We start from the raw sequence: 14,363 nt of genomic DNA on the forward strand, positions 1-14,363 counted from the left end.
GGTTCAGACTACCCAGCCCTGCTCTCTCAGCGTTCGACGAACCCGTCGAGTCCGCCGCGCGCGGATTCCCAGTTGTCCACCACGGTGGTCACCGAGCCCGGGGTGTCACCCGATCGCAGTGCGGCGAGCAGCGCCTCGAGATCCGCTCGATCTCCCTCGGCAACCACGTGCACCCGGCCGTCGGACGTGTTGGTCGCTGATCCGACGAGCCCGAGTTCCAACGCGCGCGACCGCGTCCACCAGCGGAAACCGACGCCCTGGACACTGCCGTGGACCCACGCGCTCAGCCGTTCGAGGTCGACTGCCGTCACTCCTCGACCTCGATACGGAGGTCCACCTCGGTGCCCGCCTTCAACGTGCGCCCCACCGTGCACACCTTGTCGACGGCCTTGGTGACGACGGTGAGCAACCGTTCCCTGGCCTCCGGATCGAGGGCGCTGAGGTCGACCGTCAGCACCTCCTCGAGCCGCGGGTAGCGCTCCTCGTCACGATCGGCGACGCCCGACACCCGGACGGTCGCGTCGTAGTCGTCACCGAGCCGGCGGGCGAGGGGGCGGTCGGAGCTCATGCCCGTGCACGCCGCGAGAGCGATCTTGAGCAGCTCACCGGGAGTGAAGACACCCTCGACGTCCTCGGACCCGATGAGCACTTCGGCACCGCGCGAACTCTTGCCGGTGTAACGACGTGTCCCGGTGCGATCGACCCACAGTTCAGCCATGGATCGAGTCTAGTCAGCGGCGACCGAGACCGTCCGCGGCCAGGTCCTTTGCCAGTCGCTCGGCGGCCGAGACGAGCAGTGGCACATAGTCGTTCGCGGTGTCGGGGGTGACGCGGGCGGACGGGCCCGCGATCGAGATCGCGGTGAGTGTCGGGGCGCCGATCACCGGAACCGCGAAGCACCGCACCCCCACCTCCTGCTCCCCCTCGTCCACGGAGTAGCCGCGCTCGCGGATCACGGCGAGATCTGCGAGGAGCGCCGCGGGTGTGGTGTGGGTGTTCACCGTCTTCGGCGCCATCCCCGTCCGGGCGAGCAGTGCGAGCACCTCCTCGTCGGGCAGCTGCGCGAGCAACGCCTTTCCCACCCCGGTGCTGTGCGGGAACACGCGCTGACCCACCTCGTTGAACATGCGCATCGCATGCTCGGACGGCACCTGCGCGACGTACACGGCCATGTCGTCCTCGAGGAACGCCATGTTGGACGTCTCGTGCGTGATCGACACGAGCTCCGCCAGATAGGGACGAGCCCACGAGCCGATGAGCTTGGCGGATCGCTCACCGAGGGCGATGAGCCGTGTCCCCAGGGCGTACCGGCGCGACGGGAGTCGGCGTGCGTATCCCAGCGCCACCAGGGTCTTGAGCAGACGATGGATGGTCGGCATCGGCAGCTCGGCCGCCTCGGCCAGCTCGCTGACACCGACCGACCCGCCCGCACCGGCCATGATCTCGAGAAGGTCGAACGCGCGCTCGACCGACTGCACGCCGCCACTGGACTCCATGCCGCCGAGCCTATTCCACCAGGCGGAAGAAACGGCTCATTCCCTTCGCTCGACCACGATGGGTGGTGCCGCTGCGACCACCGACGGCGACGACCGTCGACCGGCAGTGATCTCGTTGAAGAAGATGTTGAGGATCACCGCGACGACGCTCGCCGCGCTGATTCCCGAGTCGAACACCACGTGCACCCACTCCGGGAACGCCGACCAGAATCCGGGCACGGCGATGGGAAGCACGCCGAATCCGATGGCCACGGCCACGATCACGAGATTCAGGTTGCCGTCGAAGTCGACCTTCGACAGGGTGCGAATGCCGCTCGCCGCCACCGAACCGAACAACACGATGCCGGCGCCGCCCAGCACGGGCAGTGGTACCGCGGCGACGAGACGTCCGAGGACGGGAAACAACCCGAGCACCAGCAGGACCGATCCACCGGCGGCGACCACGAACCTGCTCTTGATGCCCGTCACCGCCACGAGGCCGACGTTCTGTGCGAAGGCACTCGCGGGGAACGTCCCGAAGATCGGGGCAACGGTGGTGGCGAGCATGTCGGCCCGGAGACCGTCCCCGACGCGGCGGGAATCGACGTCGGTGCCGACGATCTCGCCCACCGCGAGGATGTCGGCCGTCGTCTCGGTCATGATCACCAGGATGACCACGACCATCGAGATGATCGCCCCGATCTGGAAGACGGGCGTCCCGAAGGCGAACGGCTCCGGGACACTGAAGATCGCGCCCGTGCCCACGTCACCGAAGTCGGCCTCGCCGACGAGCGACGCGACGATCGTGCCGACGACGATGCCGATCAGGATGGACAGGCGCGACACTGTGCCCTGCGCGAACCGGCTGACGACGAGGACGACGAGGAGACTGACACCGGCCAACCCGATGTTCGAGGTCGACCCCCAGTCCGGCGCGGACTCCGTCCCACCCATGGCCCACCGACAGGCCACGGGCAGCAACGAGATTCCGATGACCGTGATGATGGTGCCGGTGACCACCGGTGGGAAGAAGCGGACGATCCTGCTGAAGAACGGTGTGACGAGGATGCCGATGGCACCGGCGGCGATGATGGCGCCGAACACCGCGTTCAGCCCACCGGGCCCACTCGCGACGGCCACCATCGTGGACACGGAGGCGAACGAGATGCCCTGCACCAGAGGTAGCTTGGCGCCCACGAACGGCAACCCGAGTGTCTGCAAAAGAGTCGCCGCGCCGCTGACGAACAGGGCCGCCGACACCAGGATCGCGATGTCGGTACCGGACAGACCGGCGGCGCCGCCGACGATGAGCGGAGGCGCGATGACCCCGCCGTACATCGTCAGGATGTGTTGCAGGCCGTAGACGTAGGTCTTGCCGAGACTCAGCCGCTCGTCCTCCGGACGGGCGGGATCGTGCGCTGCGCGTGTCATCGCCGTCTCCTAGCAGAATCCGGGGACGGTGTCCCACGCCCGGCCGGCGTCGGGGGCGTCGTCACGTTCGACGGTGGCCTCGATGAGCCCGTAGGGCCGGTCCGCGGCGTAGAACACCTCGCCGGGGTTGTCGAGCCCGAACGGTTCCAGGTCGACGAGGAAGTGATGTTTGTTGGGCATCGAGAATCTGATCTCGCCGATCTCGGGATGCGCCTCCAGAACTTTCGTCCCCATCTGGAACAGGCTCTGCTGCAACCCCAGTGAATGCACCGTCGCGAAGGTCTCGAGCATGATGGAGCGGACGTCGGTGAACGTCTTGTCGAAATCGAGCTCGGTGGTGAGGTACCGCCACCGTGCACTCACCGAGGTGGCGAGGATGCGATCCGTCGTCTCCTGCAGAGTGGTGTATCTGTCGGTGGGGAAGCCCCAGAACTCCGAGCCCGTCGACTTGAGCACCACGAGATCGCTGAGGCCCGAGACGATCCAGGTGTCGTCGCCGTCCACGGTCACGATGGTGGTGCGCTTCTCGTCGCCGGCACGGATGAAGGAGTGATCGTGCCCTTCCGGTCCCGTCGGGATGCGGTCCCACGAGTACTGCTCTATCTCCCAGCGGCCGCCGGTGATCCAGTCGAAATCGGTGGTGAAGTGCCGCCCGAGACGCAGCGCGAACTCCTCGATGGCACCGATCCCGTGGCGTGCGAACGCGTACACGGTGTTCTTCTGTGTGTCGGTCGCGACGACATGACCGTTGTCGCCGTCGGTGTGCGCCGCGGACAGATCTCCTCGCAACTGCGACGTGACCGAGATGTCGGTGATGCGGTGGCGCGGGGTCTCCCTGTCGATGCGCACGAGGCGGCATTCGGCCTTGCCGTACTGGTTGGCTCCGAGAACGATCGTGCTCATGTCTAGCTCCCTCGATAGGTCGTGTACGCGAACGGGCTGAGAAGGATCGGTACGTGGTAGTGCTCGTCAGCGGAACGGATGTCGACGGCGATGTCGATCCGTGGATAGAAGGTCGGACGGCCCCCGCGCGCGAAGTAGGACGCGGTGTCGAAGGTCAGCCGGTAGACGCCCGGTTCGAGGCGGGCGGGACCGAGATCGGTGATGCGGCCCTGCGCGTCCGTCACGCGCGAGGCCAGGGTCACGCCGTCGCGTTCACGCACCAGTGCGACCGACATGCCCTGTGCAGGAACACCATCAGCTGCATCGAGTACGTGCGTCGTGACGTGAGCGGGCTCGGTCACAGGACACCCGGTCCCAGGAGCCGCACAGCGGCGATCTGACGCAGAGCGTCCTCGATCTCGCGGAGTTCGGTCGACTCGTCGTGACCCAGCCGCCGATCGAGCTCGGCGAGCACGTCGGCAGCACTCCGGCCGGCCGCTCTGACGAGGAACACCCGACCGAATCGCGATTCGTACTCCTCGTTGCCGGCGGCGAGCCGAGCGCCGACCCGCGCATCGGAGCTGTCCACGCCGGACTGCTCCGAGCGTGCGAACGCGGCGCCGGCGCCGTCACCGACGGGCCGGTCCCCGATGCGCGGATGGTGCCGGAGCGCACCGTCGATCTCGGCGGGCGTGAACGGGGCGGCCACCGACATCACCGCGGTGTGCAGCGATCTCTCGTCCGCGAAGGGCGTCAGCGCGAGCAGCGCCCGGCCCCACCGGGGGATGTCGAGGCAGTGTCGGAGGTGCTCTTCTCCGCCGTCATTCGCGGGGGTCTTGGATTCCGTATCGCGAAACAACAATTCCATAGACGAAGAGTGACAGCGGTCACACGCGCTGTCAACCCTCGATCCGCAGCGCCTCGCACGGCGCGGTCCAGGGGTTGACATCCCCACTGTGACCCGTGACACTCGACGCATATGCGGAATAATTATTCCACAATACGGATTCTGGAGGTCCATTCGATGGCTCGACTCTTCTGCAACGGCGACGCTATGCGTGGTGGCGTTCTGCACCACAACGTCGCCGCCCACACCTTCCTCGGCACCGTGCGCACCACACCCGACTACCGCTTCTACTCGGTACGGGACGAGTTCCCGGCCCTGGTGCTCGCCCCGGACGGCGGCGCCGCCATCGAGGGTGAGCTGTACGACGTCCCGATGAACGACATCCGCGCTCGGTTCCTGCCCGACGAGCCACCCGAGCTCGAACTGACGGTCGTGCAGCTCGAGAACGGTGATTCCGTTCTCGCCGTGGGTCTTCGGCCCGGCATACTGCTCGACGACCACACGGGCCTGACGGACATCACCGCCGCCGGCAGCTGGCGGCGGTATCGCGGGCTCACCGCCCCGTCGTCCGGCGACGTCTCGTGAGCGGCGGCGAGACGTGGACGTACGCGGTCAACTGCTCGATCCTGTTGACCGAGGTGCCCCTCCTCGAACGCCCTCGGCTCGCTCGGGATCTCGGCTTCGACGCCGTCGAGTTCTGGTGGCCCTTCGCCTCTCCCGTGCCCGCCGACCGCGAGGTGGACGCCTTCGTCACCGCGGTCGAGGATGCCGGGGTCCGACTGACCGGGCTGAACTTCGCCGCGGGCGACATGCCGGCCGGTGATCGGGGAATCCTGTCAGACCCGGCACAGATCGCGGCGTTCCGCGACAACATCGACGTCACGGTCGGAATCGGTGAGCGACTCGGTACCCGAGCGTTCAACGCGCTCTACGGCAATCGGCTGGAGGGGGTCGATCCCGTCGAACAGGACCGCGTCGCCACCGACAACCTGGTGGCCGCCGGCACCGCCGTCGCCCGACTCGGTGGAGTCGTCCTGATCGAGCCGGTGAGCGGAGCTCCCGCCTACCCGCTGACGACGGCCGCGGACGCGGTCGCCGTGATCGACCGGGTCGCCGCCCGCGGCGTCGACTCGCTCCGACTGCTCGCCGACCTATACCACCTCGACGTCAACGGTGACGACGTCGCCGCGGTCATCGACACCCGGGCCGCCCTGATCGGACACGTCCAAATTGCTGACTCGCCCGGTCGCGGTGCACCCGGCAGCGGCGCCCTCGATCTGGACGCGCACCTCGCGCGCCTCGCCGAGAACGGCTACCGCGGTGTCATCGGACTCGAATACAAGGCCGCTCGGGACACCGCCTTCGACTGGCTCACCCACTCGCACTCCACGTAAGGATCCGCCATGAGCACCATCGCATTCATCGGACTCGGCATCATGGGCAGCCCCATGGCCGTCCACCTCGCACATGCCGGCCATCAGGTGGTCGGGTACAACCTCACACCCGACCGCACCGCGCCACTGGTCGAGGCCGGCGGCACCGCGGCCGAGTCGATCGCCAAGGCTGTCACGGGAGCCGACGTCATCGCGGTCATGGTGCCCGACTCCCCCGACGTCCAGGACGTCCTCACCGGCGAGGGCGGGGTGTTCGACAACGCACCTGCAGACGCCCTGATCATCGACTTCTCCAGTATCCGACCGGACGTCACCAGCGCGCTGGCGCAGGAGGCCCGGTCACGCGGGTTCCGCATCATCGACGCACCGGTGTCCGGCGGTCAGGCCGGCGCCGAGAACCGGGCCCTGTCGATCATGGTGGGCGGCACCGCCGAGGACGTCGAGTCGGCCAGGCCCATTCTCGACGTGGTGGGCTCGACCGTCGTCCACGTCGGACCCAACGGCTCCGGGCAGACCGTCAAGGCCGCCAACCAATTGATCGTGGCCGGCAACATCCAGGTGCTCGCGGAGGCGATCGTCTTCCTCGAGGCCTACGGCGTCGACATGCGCGCCGCCGTCGAGGTTCTGGGGGGCGGCCTCGCCGGATCGGCAGTCCTGAAGCAGAAGGCACAGAAGATGCTCGACCGATCGTTCGAGCCCGGGTTCCGGATCGACCTGCACCACAAGGACCTCGGCATCGTCGGCTCCGCGGCACGCGAGGCGGGTGTCGTCACGCCGATGGGCGCCCTGCTCGCTCAAATGATGGCGTCGGCACGCGCTAACGGCGATGGCGGACTCGACCACTCGGCCCTGTTCCGCGGCGTCGAGCGGCTGTCCGGGAAGGCGAGCCGATGACCCGCATGCGCGCGGCCGACGCCGCGGTCAAGATTCTCGAACTCGAAGGCGCCACCACGGCGTTCGGTCTGCCCGGCGCCGCGATCAACCCCTTCTACTCGGCCATGCGGGCGCACGGCGGCATCCGGCACGTCCTGGCCCGCCACGTCGAGGGCGCGTCCCACATGGCGGAGGGATTCACCCGAGCGAAGGCCGGCAACATCGGCATCTGTATCGGCACCTCCGGGCCCGCCGGCACCGACATGATCACCGGTCTCTACTCCGCGATGGCGGATTCCGTTCCCGTACTGGCCATCACGGGCCAGGCACCGGTGGCCCGACTGCACAAGGAAGACTTTCAGGCCGTCGACATCGCGTCGATCGCCGCACCGGTGACGAAGATGGCTATGACGGTCCTCGAGCCCGCGCAGGTGCCCGGCGCTTTCGCGCAGGCGTTCCACCTGATGCGGTCCGGGCGCCCCGGTCCCGTCCTGATCGACCTGCCCATCGACGTGCAGATGGCCGAGATCGAGTTCGACCCCGACACGTATCAGTCACTGCCGGTGCACAAGCCGCGTGCCTCGCGGGCACAGGCCGAGAAGGCGATCGACATGCTGCTCGCCGCCGAGCGACCGTTGATCGTCGCCGGCGGCGGCATCGTCAACGCCGACGCGTCGGACCTGCTGGTCGAGTTGGCCGAGATTTTGAACGTCCCCGTCATCCCGACGCTGATGGGCTGGGGCACCATCCCCGACGATCACCGTCTCGCCGCGGGCATGGTCGGCCTGCAGACCTCGCACCGCTACGGCAACGCGACATTGCTGGCGTCGGACTTCGTGATCGGCATCGGAAACCGGTGGGCCAACCGGCACACCGGCGGTCTGGACACCTACCGCGGGACGCGGACGTTCGTCCACGTCGACATCGAACCGACTCAGATCGGACGGGTCTTCGCCCCCGACTACGGCATCATCTCGGACGCGGCGGCCGCCCTGGAACAGTTCGTCGCCGTCGCCCGGGACCGCCGCGCCGCCGGCGCGCTCCGTGACCTCACTGGCTGGGTGGAGGAGTGCGCGACGCGGAAGCGGACCATGCAGCGTCGCACGCACTTCGACGACGTCCCGATCAAGCCGCAGCGCGTGTACGAGGAGATGAACCGTGTCTTCGGCCGGGACACCCGCTACGTCACCACGATCGGGTTGTCGCAGATCGCGGGCGGACAGTTCCTGCACGTGTACGAGCCGCGCAACTGGATCAACTGCGGCCAGGCCGGTCCACTGGGGTGGACGATCCCCGCCGCGCTCGGTGTGGTCGCGGCTGACCCGAGCACCCCCGTCGTGGGACTCTCGGGCGACTACGACTTCCAGTTCATGATCGAGGAGTTGGCCGTCGGCGCGCAGTTCAACCTGCCCTACGTGCACGTGCTGGTGAACAATTCGTACCTCGGTCTGATCCGACAGGCCCAGCGTGCCTTCGACATGGACTTCTGTGTGCAGCTCGGGTTCGACAACATCAACCACCGAGATCCTGTCGACGGTGAACCGGGCATCCCCAAGGGCTACGGCGTCGATCACGTTGCCGTCGCGGAGGGGTTGGGCTGCAAGGCGTTGCGCGTCACCGACCCGGATGCGATCGCGGACGCACTCGTCTCGGCCCGCACCCTGGCGGCCGAGCACAAGGTTCCCGTCGTCGTCGAGATCGTGCTCGAGCGCGTCACGAACATCGCGATGGGCACCGAGCTGGACAATGTCGGCGAGTTCGAGGATCTCGCGCGATCGTCCGCCGATGCACCCACGGCACTGCTGATGTTGGACTGAGGATGCCGCGCGTTCTCCTCTCGCCCGACAAGTTCAAGGGGTCGGCGACGGCGATCGAGGTCGCCGATGCCTTGGCCGAGGGCATCGCGACCGCCGCACCGTCGTGGGACGTCGTGCGACTGCCGGTGGCGGACGGCGGCGACGGCACGGTCGACGCCGCCGTCGCCGCCGGGTGGGACCGCGTGCCCGTGTCCACGACCGGTCCGACGGGCACGCCTGTCGACTCCTCGTACGCGCGGCGGGGAGCCACCGCGGTCGTCGAACTCGCGTCGACGGTGGGACTGTCGCTACTGCCCGGCGGTGCCCCGAACGCGTTGGACACCAGTACTTTCGGACTCGGGACGGTTATCCGACACGCTCTCGGCGACGGCGCCCGGACCATCGTCATCGGGCTGGGCGGCAGCGCCTCCACCGACGGCGGCGCCGGCATGCTCCGCGGACTGGGTGTGCGTATCCTCGACGCCCGTGGCCGTGAGATCACCGGCGGCGGTGAGGCGTTGCGCGAGGCGGCGACGTTGGATCTCGACGCGATGACGTCCGCGGTGGCCGGTGTCTCCTTCCAACTCGCGTGCGACGTCGACAATCCACTGCTCGGCCCGGCGGGCGCCACCGCCGTGTACGCACCACAGAAGGGCGCCGGCCCGGACGCAGTGCGTGTCCTCGAGCAGGCGATGACGCGATGGGCGGAGGTCGCGGGCGCTGCCCACGCCGATCGGCCCGGTGCGGGCGCAGCCGGCGGAACTGCCTTCGGCGCGATGGCAGTGCTGGGGGCGACGGTGCGGTCCGGGATCGATACCGTGCTCGACCTGGTCGACTTCCGTCGCCGGCTGGCGTCGGCGGACCTCGTGGTCACCGGTGAGGGATCACTGGACGAGCAGAGCCTGCACGGCAAAGTCCCGGTCGGCGTCGCCCAGGTCGCCCGCGACGAAGGCATCCCGGTGATCGCCGTCGCCGGCCGAATCACGCTCGCACTCGATCGCCTACTCGACCACGGCATCGTCCGCTCCTACTCGCTCGCCGATCTCGAACCCGATCTTGCCGCGTCGATGCGCCACGCTCCGACGCTGCTCCAGCGGATCGGCGCGACCATCGCCACCTCGTATTTTACCGAAGGAGTTTCATGACCACCGCTGCGTTCACCGCCCATGTCGACCTCGCCTCCCGCGCCCTGGGAGGAAGCGTCAGCGCGGCGAACGACGAACTGTTCGCCCAGCGGGAGAACCTGATCCGGCCCGAACCCCCGTTCTTCGATCCCCACGACTTCGGGCACAAGGGCAAGGTCTACGACGGGTGGGAGACCCGTCGCCGCCGGGACGACGGACACGACTGGGCGATCGTTCGACTCGGTGCCGCCGGCATCGTGCACGGCGTCATCGTCGACACGGCACACTTCCTCGGCAACTACCCGCCGTTCGTGTCCGTCGACGGAGCCTGCGTCGAGGGCCACCCGTCGAGCGAGGAGCTGGAGAAGGCCGACTGGCACACCCTCGTCGAGAGATCGCCGGCACTCGGCGGCACCGCGAACGCCTACAGCGTCGACGATCACCACCGGTGGACACATGTGCGCCTCAACATCTTTCCCGACGGGGGCGTGGCCCGACTCCGGGTGCACGGCGAGGTGGTCCCGGACCCGAGGTTCCTGACGGGGACGGTCGACCTGCTCGCCGCGGAGAACGGCGCCGTCCTGACGGAGTGCTCCGACGCGTTCTACTCTTCGCCGGCCAACATCATCATGCCGGGCCGCGCCCGCAACATGGGTGAGGGCTGGGAGAACGCGCGACGACGACACGGAGGCAACGACTTCGCGGTGTTCGCACTGGCGGCCGCGGGTGTTCCCCGCCACCTCGAAGTGGACACGAGCTACTACGTCGGCAACGCGCCCGGGTGGGTCCGGATCACCACCGTGGACGCGCGCACCGCCGACGTCCACGACGAGGGCGCGTGGCACGAACTGCTACCGCGAACGGCCGTCGCTCCGGACACACGGCACCGGTTCGCCCTGGATGCCTCGCCTGCCGCGACGCACCTACGTCTGGACGTCTACCCGGACGGCGGACTGTCGCGGCTGCGGCTGTTCGGTGAGCTCGACGACGCCTCGGCCACCGCGGCCCGGGAACGCTGGTCGTCCTCGCGTCCCACCGAGTAGCGCTGGCTTGTGTGCAGTGATCCGCGGATACCGCGGATCACTGCACACGATCGACGAGCGCGCGGATCTCCGCGATCACGTCGCCGGGACGCTCGGTCAGGTCGCGCCAGGTGTCGCGCAGCACCGTCCACGACGCGCTCAGCACGTTCTGCCGGATACGGTCACGCTGGAAGGCCGCGCTGTCGGAGTGGAATGCCCACCCGTCGATCTCGATCGCCAAGCGCTGCAACAGGAACGCGATGTCGAGCACGTACCCGCCGAACGGATGGTTCACCACCCACCCGCGGAGCCCGGATACGGTGAGCAGGCGAACAACGAGCCGCTCCGCCTCCGATCGAGCGCCGGACTCGGCCGCCCGCAACAACCGCTCTGCTTCCGTGCTGCCGTGTCGTCCGCGATTGCGGTCCTGCGCCCGCCGTAGGCCCAGAAGAGTCGCGTGCCGCTGCAGCTGCCGGTCCATGACCTCCTGGCCGAGAACGACCGACGCCTCGAGCACCGTCAGCGCCAGACCGGAGACGCGGACACGGCGGACCTCGACCACGTCTGCCGCATCGAGAGTGCGGCGGCGCAACCGAACCCCCGGCGCGGGCCGACCCGACGCGGTGAGCGGAACGGTGACCTCGACCAGCGGCGGGAGATGCGTCGTCAGGCCCAACCAGAACGCGGCGCTCGTCCCGGTGAGCACTCCGCTGGTGGTCGACCACACTGCGCACCGCACCCGCGCTGTGTCGGTGAACGGTCGGTCGAGGGCGACGTACACGCCGGGACTCACCCGTCGCCACCGTCCCGAGCGGACTCGTCGTTCGAGAGCGTCCGAGCTCAGGCCGGCAGCTCGAGCGTGTGCGGACGTGACCACGCCGTCCTGAGCCGCGAGCAGTCTGTCGATCACGAGTGGTTCGACGCGCAGGGCGGCACGGTCGTTCCCGGTCCGCCTGTGTGCAGTGATCCGCGCCCACCGCGGATCACTGCACACAACTCGGCTACGCCTGACGACGGTCGGGCACGGTCGCGTGGTGGATCGGGCCGTCCCCGAGTGTCAGGGACATGCCGCTGCCGCCGCGCCGCGCTGCCACGAACTCCGCCGCGATGGCCACCGCGGTCTCCTCGGGTGTACTCGCACCCAGGTCGAGGCCGACGGGTGACCGCAGTCGAGACAGTTCGGTCTCGGTCATCCCCACCTCGCGCAGCCGTGCCTGCCGGTCACGATGGGTTCGTCTGGACCCCATCGCCCCGACGAACGCGACCGGCAGCCGCAGCGCGACCTCGAGCAACGGCACGTCGAACTTCGCGTCGTGGGTCAGGACGCATACCACCGTGCGCGCGTCGACGTCCGTGCGCGCGAGATAGGAGTGCGGCCATTCGGCGATCACCTCGTCGGCGTCCGGAAACCGTGCCCGTGTGGCGAACACCGGGCGCGCGTCGCACACCGTCACGCGGTAGCCGAGGAAGGTACCGAGCCGGGCCAGAGCGCCGGCATGATCGATGGCACCGAAGACGAGCAGTCGCGGCGGCTCGGCATACGACGCGACGAACATCTCCACACCGGGCCGGCAACGAACGGAACGGATTCCGGTGGACCCGGTGTCCAGCATGGCGCGGGCCTCGTCGATCGCGATGCGGTCGATGTCGGCGAAGCCGGTCGATCCGAGGTGCCTGTCCGGCCGCACGGCCAGGACCGTGCCGACGGAGTCGAGGAGCTGAACGGTGGCGACGGCGCCGTCGAACGACCGCAGGACCGCGGGGTCGGGCGCCGGCGAGACGAAAACCTCGATCTCGCCCCCGCAGGTGAGCCCGACGGCGAACGCGTCGTCGTCGCTGTAGCCGAAACTCTGCCGGACCGCGACGCCGGTGTCCAGGACCTCCTGGCAAAGCGCGTAGACGGCACCCTCGACGCAGCCGCCCGACACGCTCCCCACCACCTGTCCGTCGGAGGCGACGGACATCGCGGCACCGGGTGACCGGGGCGCGCTGCCCGAGACGGCGACGACGGTCGCGACGGCGTACGCCAGTCCGACGTCGTGCCAGGCCATCAGCCGGGCCGCGATGTCCTTCATCAGGAGATGCCCAGCGCTTCCTCGATGGGGTGCAGCGCGAAGTACACGACGAACACCGCGCTCATGACGTACAGCAGCCAATGCGTCTGCCGCAGCTTGCCCTTGGCGAGGCGGATGATCGTGTAGGACAGGACGCCTGCCGCGACACCGACGGTGATCGAGTACGTGAAGGGCATGAGCACGATGGTCAGGAAGGCAGGGATCGCGATCTCGGTGTCCTCCCAATCGATCTTGCGGACGTGAGTCATCATCAACGCGCCGACGAGGACCAGGGCAGGTGCTGCCGCGCCGACCGGGACGACGCCGGCGAGTGGTGTGAAGAAGATGAGGCTGGTGAGCAGTCCACCGGTGACCACGCTGGCCAGTCCCGTGCGAGCACCCTCCGCGACTCCGGCGGCCGATTCGACCACCGCGGTGTTCGCGGACCCGTTGATCGCACCGCCGAGGATGGCACCGATGCCGTCGACGGTGAGGATGCGGCTCAGTCCCGGCAGCCGGCCCTGCTTGTCGACGAGCCCGGCCTCCTCCCCCACTCCGAGGATGGTTCCCATGGCGTCGAAGAAGCCCGAGAGCACCAGCGTGAACAACACGACCGACGCGGTGACGACGCCGGCGCGGGCGAAGCCGCCGAACACGTCCACCTCGAACAACAGGTCGAATCGCGGTGTGGCGACGATGGAATCGGGTACCGAGGGCACCACGGGACCCCATGCGCGTGGGTCGATGTCGACCACGGAGTTCAGCACGATGGCGAGGTTGGTGGCGACGAAGATGCCGATGAGCATCGCACCGGGGACGCGCCGGACGAACAGCACCATCATGACCACGAGGCCGACGCAGAACACGAGGACCGGCCAGCCTGCGAGCTTGCCGAAGATTCCGAGTGTGACTGCGGTGGAGGCGTTGTCGCCGTAGCCGACGAACCCGGCGTCGACGAGACCGATGAGAGCGATGAACGCTCCGATGCCCACTCCGATGGCCTGCTTCAGCACGCGCGGGATCGCGTCCATGATGAGTTGGCGGACACCGGTCAGCGCGAGGACGACGATGATGACACCTTCGAGGACGACGAGACCCATCGCCTGGGGCCAGGTCATGAACGGCGCGGCCTGGAACACCACGATGGGCGTCACTCCGAGCCCTGCCGCCATGGCGAGCGGCGCGTTGCCCACCACGCCCATCAGCACGGTCGTCAGCCCCGCCGACAGCGCGACCATGGTGCTCAACTGTGCCGGGTCGAGGGTCGCACCGGTGACGTCCTGCGCGTCGCCGATGATGAGCGGGATCAGTACGATCAGGTAGGCCATCGCGACGAACGTCGTGATGCCGCCGCGGATCTCACGGGTGATCGTGGAGCCGCGCACTGTGATGGAGAAAAAGGTGTCGAGTCGAGAGCGGCGTCCGCCGCTGCCCACCGTCGTCGCAGGATCGAGTTTCGTCATGA

At 68.5% G+C, this 14,363-nt stretch carries 16 protein-coding genes; 6 read left to right on the plus strand and 10 right to left on the minus strand.

The window, feature by feature from the left end:
* Positions 1-26: 26 nt before the first annotated feature.
* From HQ314_RS02725 to uraD, 7 genes are read right to left on the minus strand one after another with little or no spacing between them, the layout of a single operon-like run.
* Positions 27-311, minus strand: a complete 285-nt coding sequence (locus HQ314_RS02725; protein ID WP_027505005.1) for an acylphosphatase — start codon at positions 309-311, stop codon at positions 27-29.
* Positions 308-718 (minus strand): OsmC family protein, encoded by a 411-nt coding sequence (locus HQ314_RS02730; RefSeq protein ID WP_027505004.1) that lies wholly within the window; start codon positions 716-718, stop codon positions 308-310. Before HQ314_RS02730 ends, HQ314_RS02725 begins: the two co-directional genes overlap by 4 nt.
* A 13-nt stretch (positions 719-731) precedes the next feature.
* On the minus strand, positions 732-1,496 hold the full coding sequence (locus HQ314_RS02735; protein ID WP_027505003.1) for an IclR family transcriptional regulator: 765 nt from the start codon (positions 1,494-1,496) through the stop codon (positions 732-734).
* Between the two features lie 36 nt (positions 1,497-1,532).
* The gene (locus HQ314_RS02740) at positions 1,533-2,906 is read right to left on the minus strand and encodes a nucleobase:cation symporter-2 family protein (RefSeq protein WP_222649217.1); all 1,374 of its coding nucleotides are present in this window, start codon (positions 2,904-2,906) and stop codon (positions 1,533-1,535) included.
* A 9-nt stretch (positions 2,907-2,915) separates the two neighbouring features.
* A complete protein-coding gene (gene pucL / locus HQ314_RS02745; RefSeq protein WP_222649218.1) occupies positions 2,916-3,809 on the minus strand; it encodes a factor-independent urate hydroxylase in 894 nt (297 codons plus the stop codon).
* A gap of 2 nt (positions 3,810-3,811) precedes the next feature.
* A complete protein-coding gene (gene uraH, locus HQ314_RS02750; protein ID WP_222645352.1) occupies positions 3,812-4,150 on the minus strand; it encodes a hydroxyisourate hydrolase in 339 nt (112 codons plus the stop codon).
* Positions 4,147-4,656 (minus strand): 2-oxo-4-hydroxy-4-carboxy-5-ureidoimidazoline decarboxylase, encoded by a 510-nt coding sequence (uraD, locus tag HQ314_RS02755; protein WP_222649219.1) that lies wholly within the window; start codon positions 4,654-4,656, stop codon positions 4,147-4,149. The genes uraH and uraD overlap by 4 nt, the downstream gene beginning before the upstream one ends.
* Positions 4,657-4,812: 156 nt before the next feature.
* On the opposite strand from uraD, the gene HQ314_RS02760 reads away from it, so the two are divergent.
* The 6 genes from HQ314_RS02760 to alc are packed head-to-tail and all read left to right on the plus strand — an operon-like array spanning position 4,813 to position 10,865.
* On the plus strand, positions 4,813-5,220 hold the full coding sequence (locus HQ314_RS02760) for a gamma-glutamylcyclotransferase (protein ID WP_222637729.1): 408 nt from the start codon (positions 4,813-4,815) through the stop codon (positions 5,218-5,220).
* Entirely contained in the window at positions 5,217-6,029 is an 813-nt protein-coding gene (locus HQ314_RS02765; RefSeq protein ID WP_222645354.1) for a hydroxypyruvate isomerase family protein, read from the plus strand. The genes HQ314_RS02760 and HQ314_RS02765 overlap by 4 nt, the downstream gene beginning before the upstream one ends.
* A gap of 9 nt (positions 6,030-6,038) precedes the next feature.
* Positions 6,039-6,923 carry a 2-hydroxy-3-oxopropionate reductase gene (locus tag HQ314_RS02770; RefSeq protein ID WP_222649220.1) on the plus strand — a complete coding sequence of 295 codons (885 nt, stop codon included), beginning with the start codon at positions 6,039-6,041 and terminating at the stop codon, positions 6,921-6,923.
* Positions 6,920-8,719, plus strand: a complete 1,800-nt coding sequence (gene gcl, locus HQ314_RS02775; RefSeq protein ID WP_222649221.1) for a glyoxylate carboligase — start codon at positions 6,920-6,922, stop codon at positions 8,717-8,719. Before HQ314_RS02770 ends, gcl begins: the two co-directional genes overlap by 4 nt.
* Positions 8,720-8,721: 2 nt before the next feature.
* Positions 8,722-9,843, plus strand: coding sequence for a glycerate kinase (locus HQ314_RS02780; protein WP_222649222.1), 1,122 nt, complete (start codon positions 8,722-8,724; stop codon positions 9,841-9,843).
* Entirely contained in the window at positions 9,840-10,865 is a 1,026-nt protein-coding gene (gene alc, locus HQ314_RS02785; RefSeq protein WP_222637734.1) for an allantoicase, read from the plus strand. Before HQ314_RS02780 ends, alc begins: the two co-directional genes overlap by 4 nt.
* Before the next feature lie 37 nt (positions 10,866-10,902).
* On the opposite strand, the gene HQ314_RS02790 is transcribed toward alc, so the two are convergent.
* The 3 genes from HQ314_RS02790 to HQ314_RS02800 form a co-directional block, all read right to left on the minus strand.
* Positions 10,903-11,754 carry an endonuclease domain-containing protein gene (locus HQ314_RS02790; protein WP_222649223.1) on the minus strand — a complete coding sequence of 284 codons (852 nt, stop codon included), beginning with the start codon at positions 11,752-11,754 and terminating at the stop codon, positions 10,903-10,905.
* A 91-nt stretch (positions 11,755-11,845) separates the two neighbouring features.
* Positions 11,846-12,919 carry an XdhC family protein gene (locus HQ314_RS02795; protein WP_222649224.1) on the minus strand — a complete coding sequence of 358 codons (1,074 nt, stop codon included), beginning with the start codon at positions 12,917-12,919 and terminating at the stop codon, positions 11,846-11,848.
* Positions 12,919-14,361, minus strand: coding sequence for an NCS2 family permease (locus tag HQ314_RS02800; protein WP_222649225.1), 1,443 nt, complete (start codon positions 14,359-14,361; stop codon positions 12,919-12,921). The genes HQ314_RS02795 and HQ314_RS02800 overlap by 1 nt, the downstream gene beginning before the upstream one ends.
* Positions 14,362-14,363: the final 2 nt, after the last annotated feature.

The sequence above is a fragment of the Rhodococcus sp. BP-332 genome (genome assembly GCF_019836065.1).
Taxonomy (GTDB): Bacteria; Actinomycetota; Actinomycetes; order Mycobacteriales; family Mycobacteriaceae; genus Rhodococcoides.

Bases quoted from the DNA above. Each gene is read 5' to 3' on its own strand.
- HQ314_RS02730 (WP_027505004.1), bottom strand. From the start codon at position 718: ATGGCTGAACTGTGGGTCGATCGCACCGGGACACGTCGTTACACCGGC.
- alc (WP_222637734.1), top strand. From the start codon at position 9,840: ATGACCACCGCTGCGTTCACCGCCCATGTCGACCTCGCCTCCCGCGCC.
- uraD (WP_222649219.1), bottom strand. From the start codon at position 4,656: ATGGAATTGTTGTTTCGCGATACGGAATCCAAGACCCCCGCGAATGAC.
- pucL (WP_222649218.1), bottom strand. From the start codon at position 3,809: ATGAGCACGATCGTTCTCGGAGCCAACCAGTACGGCAAGGCCGAATGC.
- HQ314_RS02795 (WP_222649224.1), bottom strand. From the start codon at position 12,919: ATGAAGGACATCGCGGCCCGGCTGATGGCCTGGCACGACGTCGGACTG.
- HQ314_RS02735 (WP_027505003.1), bottom strand. From the start codon at position 1,496: ATGGAGTCCAGTGGCGGCGTGCAGTCGGTCGAGCGCGCGTTCGACCTT.
- HQ314_RS02780 (WP_222649222.1), top strand. From the start codon at position 8,722: ATGCCGCGCGTTCTCCTCTCGCCCGACAAGTTCAAGGGGTCGGCGACG.
- HQ314_RS02770 (WP_222649220.1), top strand. From the start codon at position 6,039: ATGAGCACCATCGCATTCATCGGACTCGGCATCATGGGCAGCCCCATG.
- HQ314_RS02740 (WP_222649217.1), bottom strand. From the start codon at position 2,906: ATGACACGCGCAGCGCACGATCCCGCCCGTCCGGAGGACGAGCGGCTG.
- HQ314_RS02760 (WP_222637729.1), top strand. From the start codon at position 4,813: ATGGCTCGACTCTTCTGCAACGGCGACGCTATGCGTGGTGGCGTTCTG.
- HQ314_RS02800 (WP_222649225.1), bottom strand. From the start codon at position 14,361: ATGACGAAACTCGATCCTGCGACGACGGTGGGCAGCGGCGGACGCCGC.
- gcl (WP_222649221.1), top strand. From the start codon at position 6,920: ATGACCCGCATGCGCGCGGCCGACGCCGCGGTCAAGATTCTCGAACTC.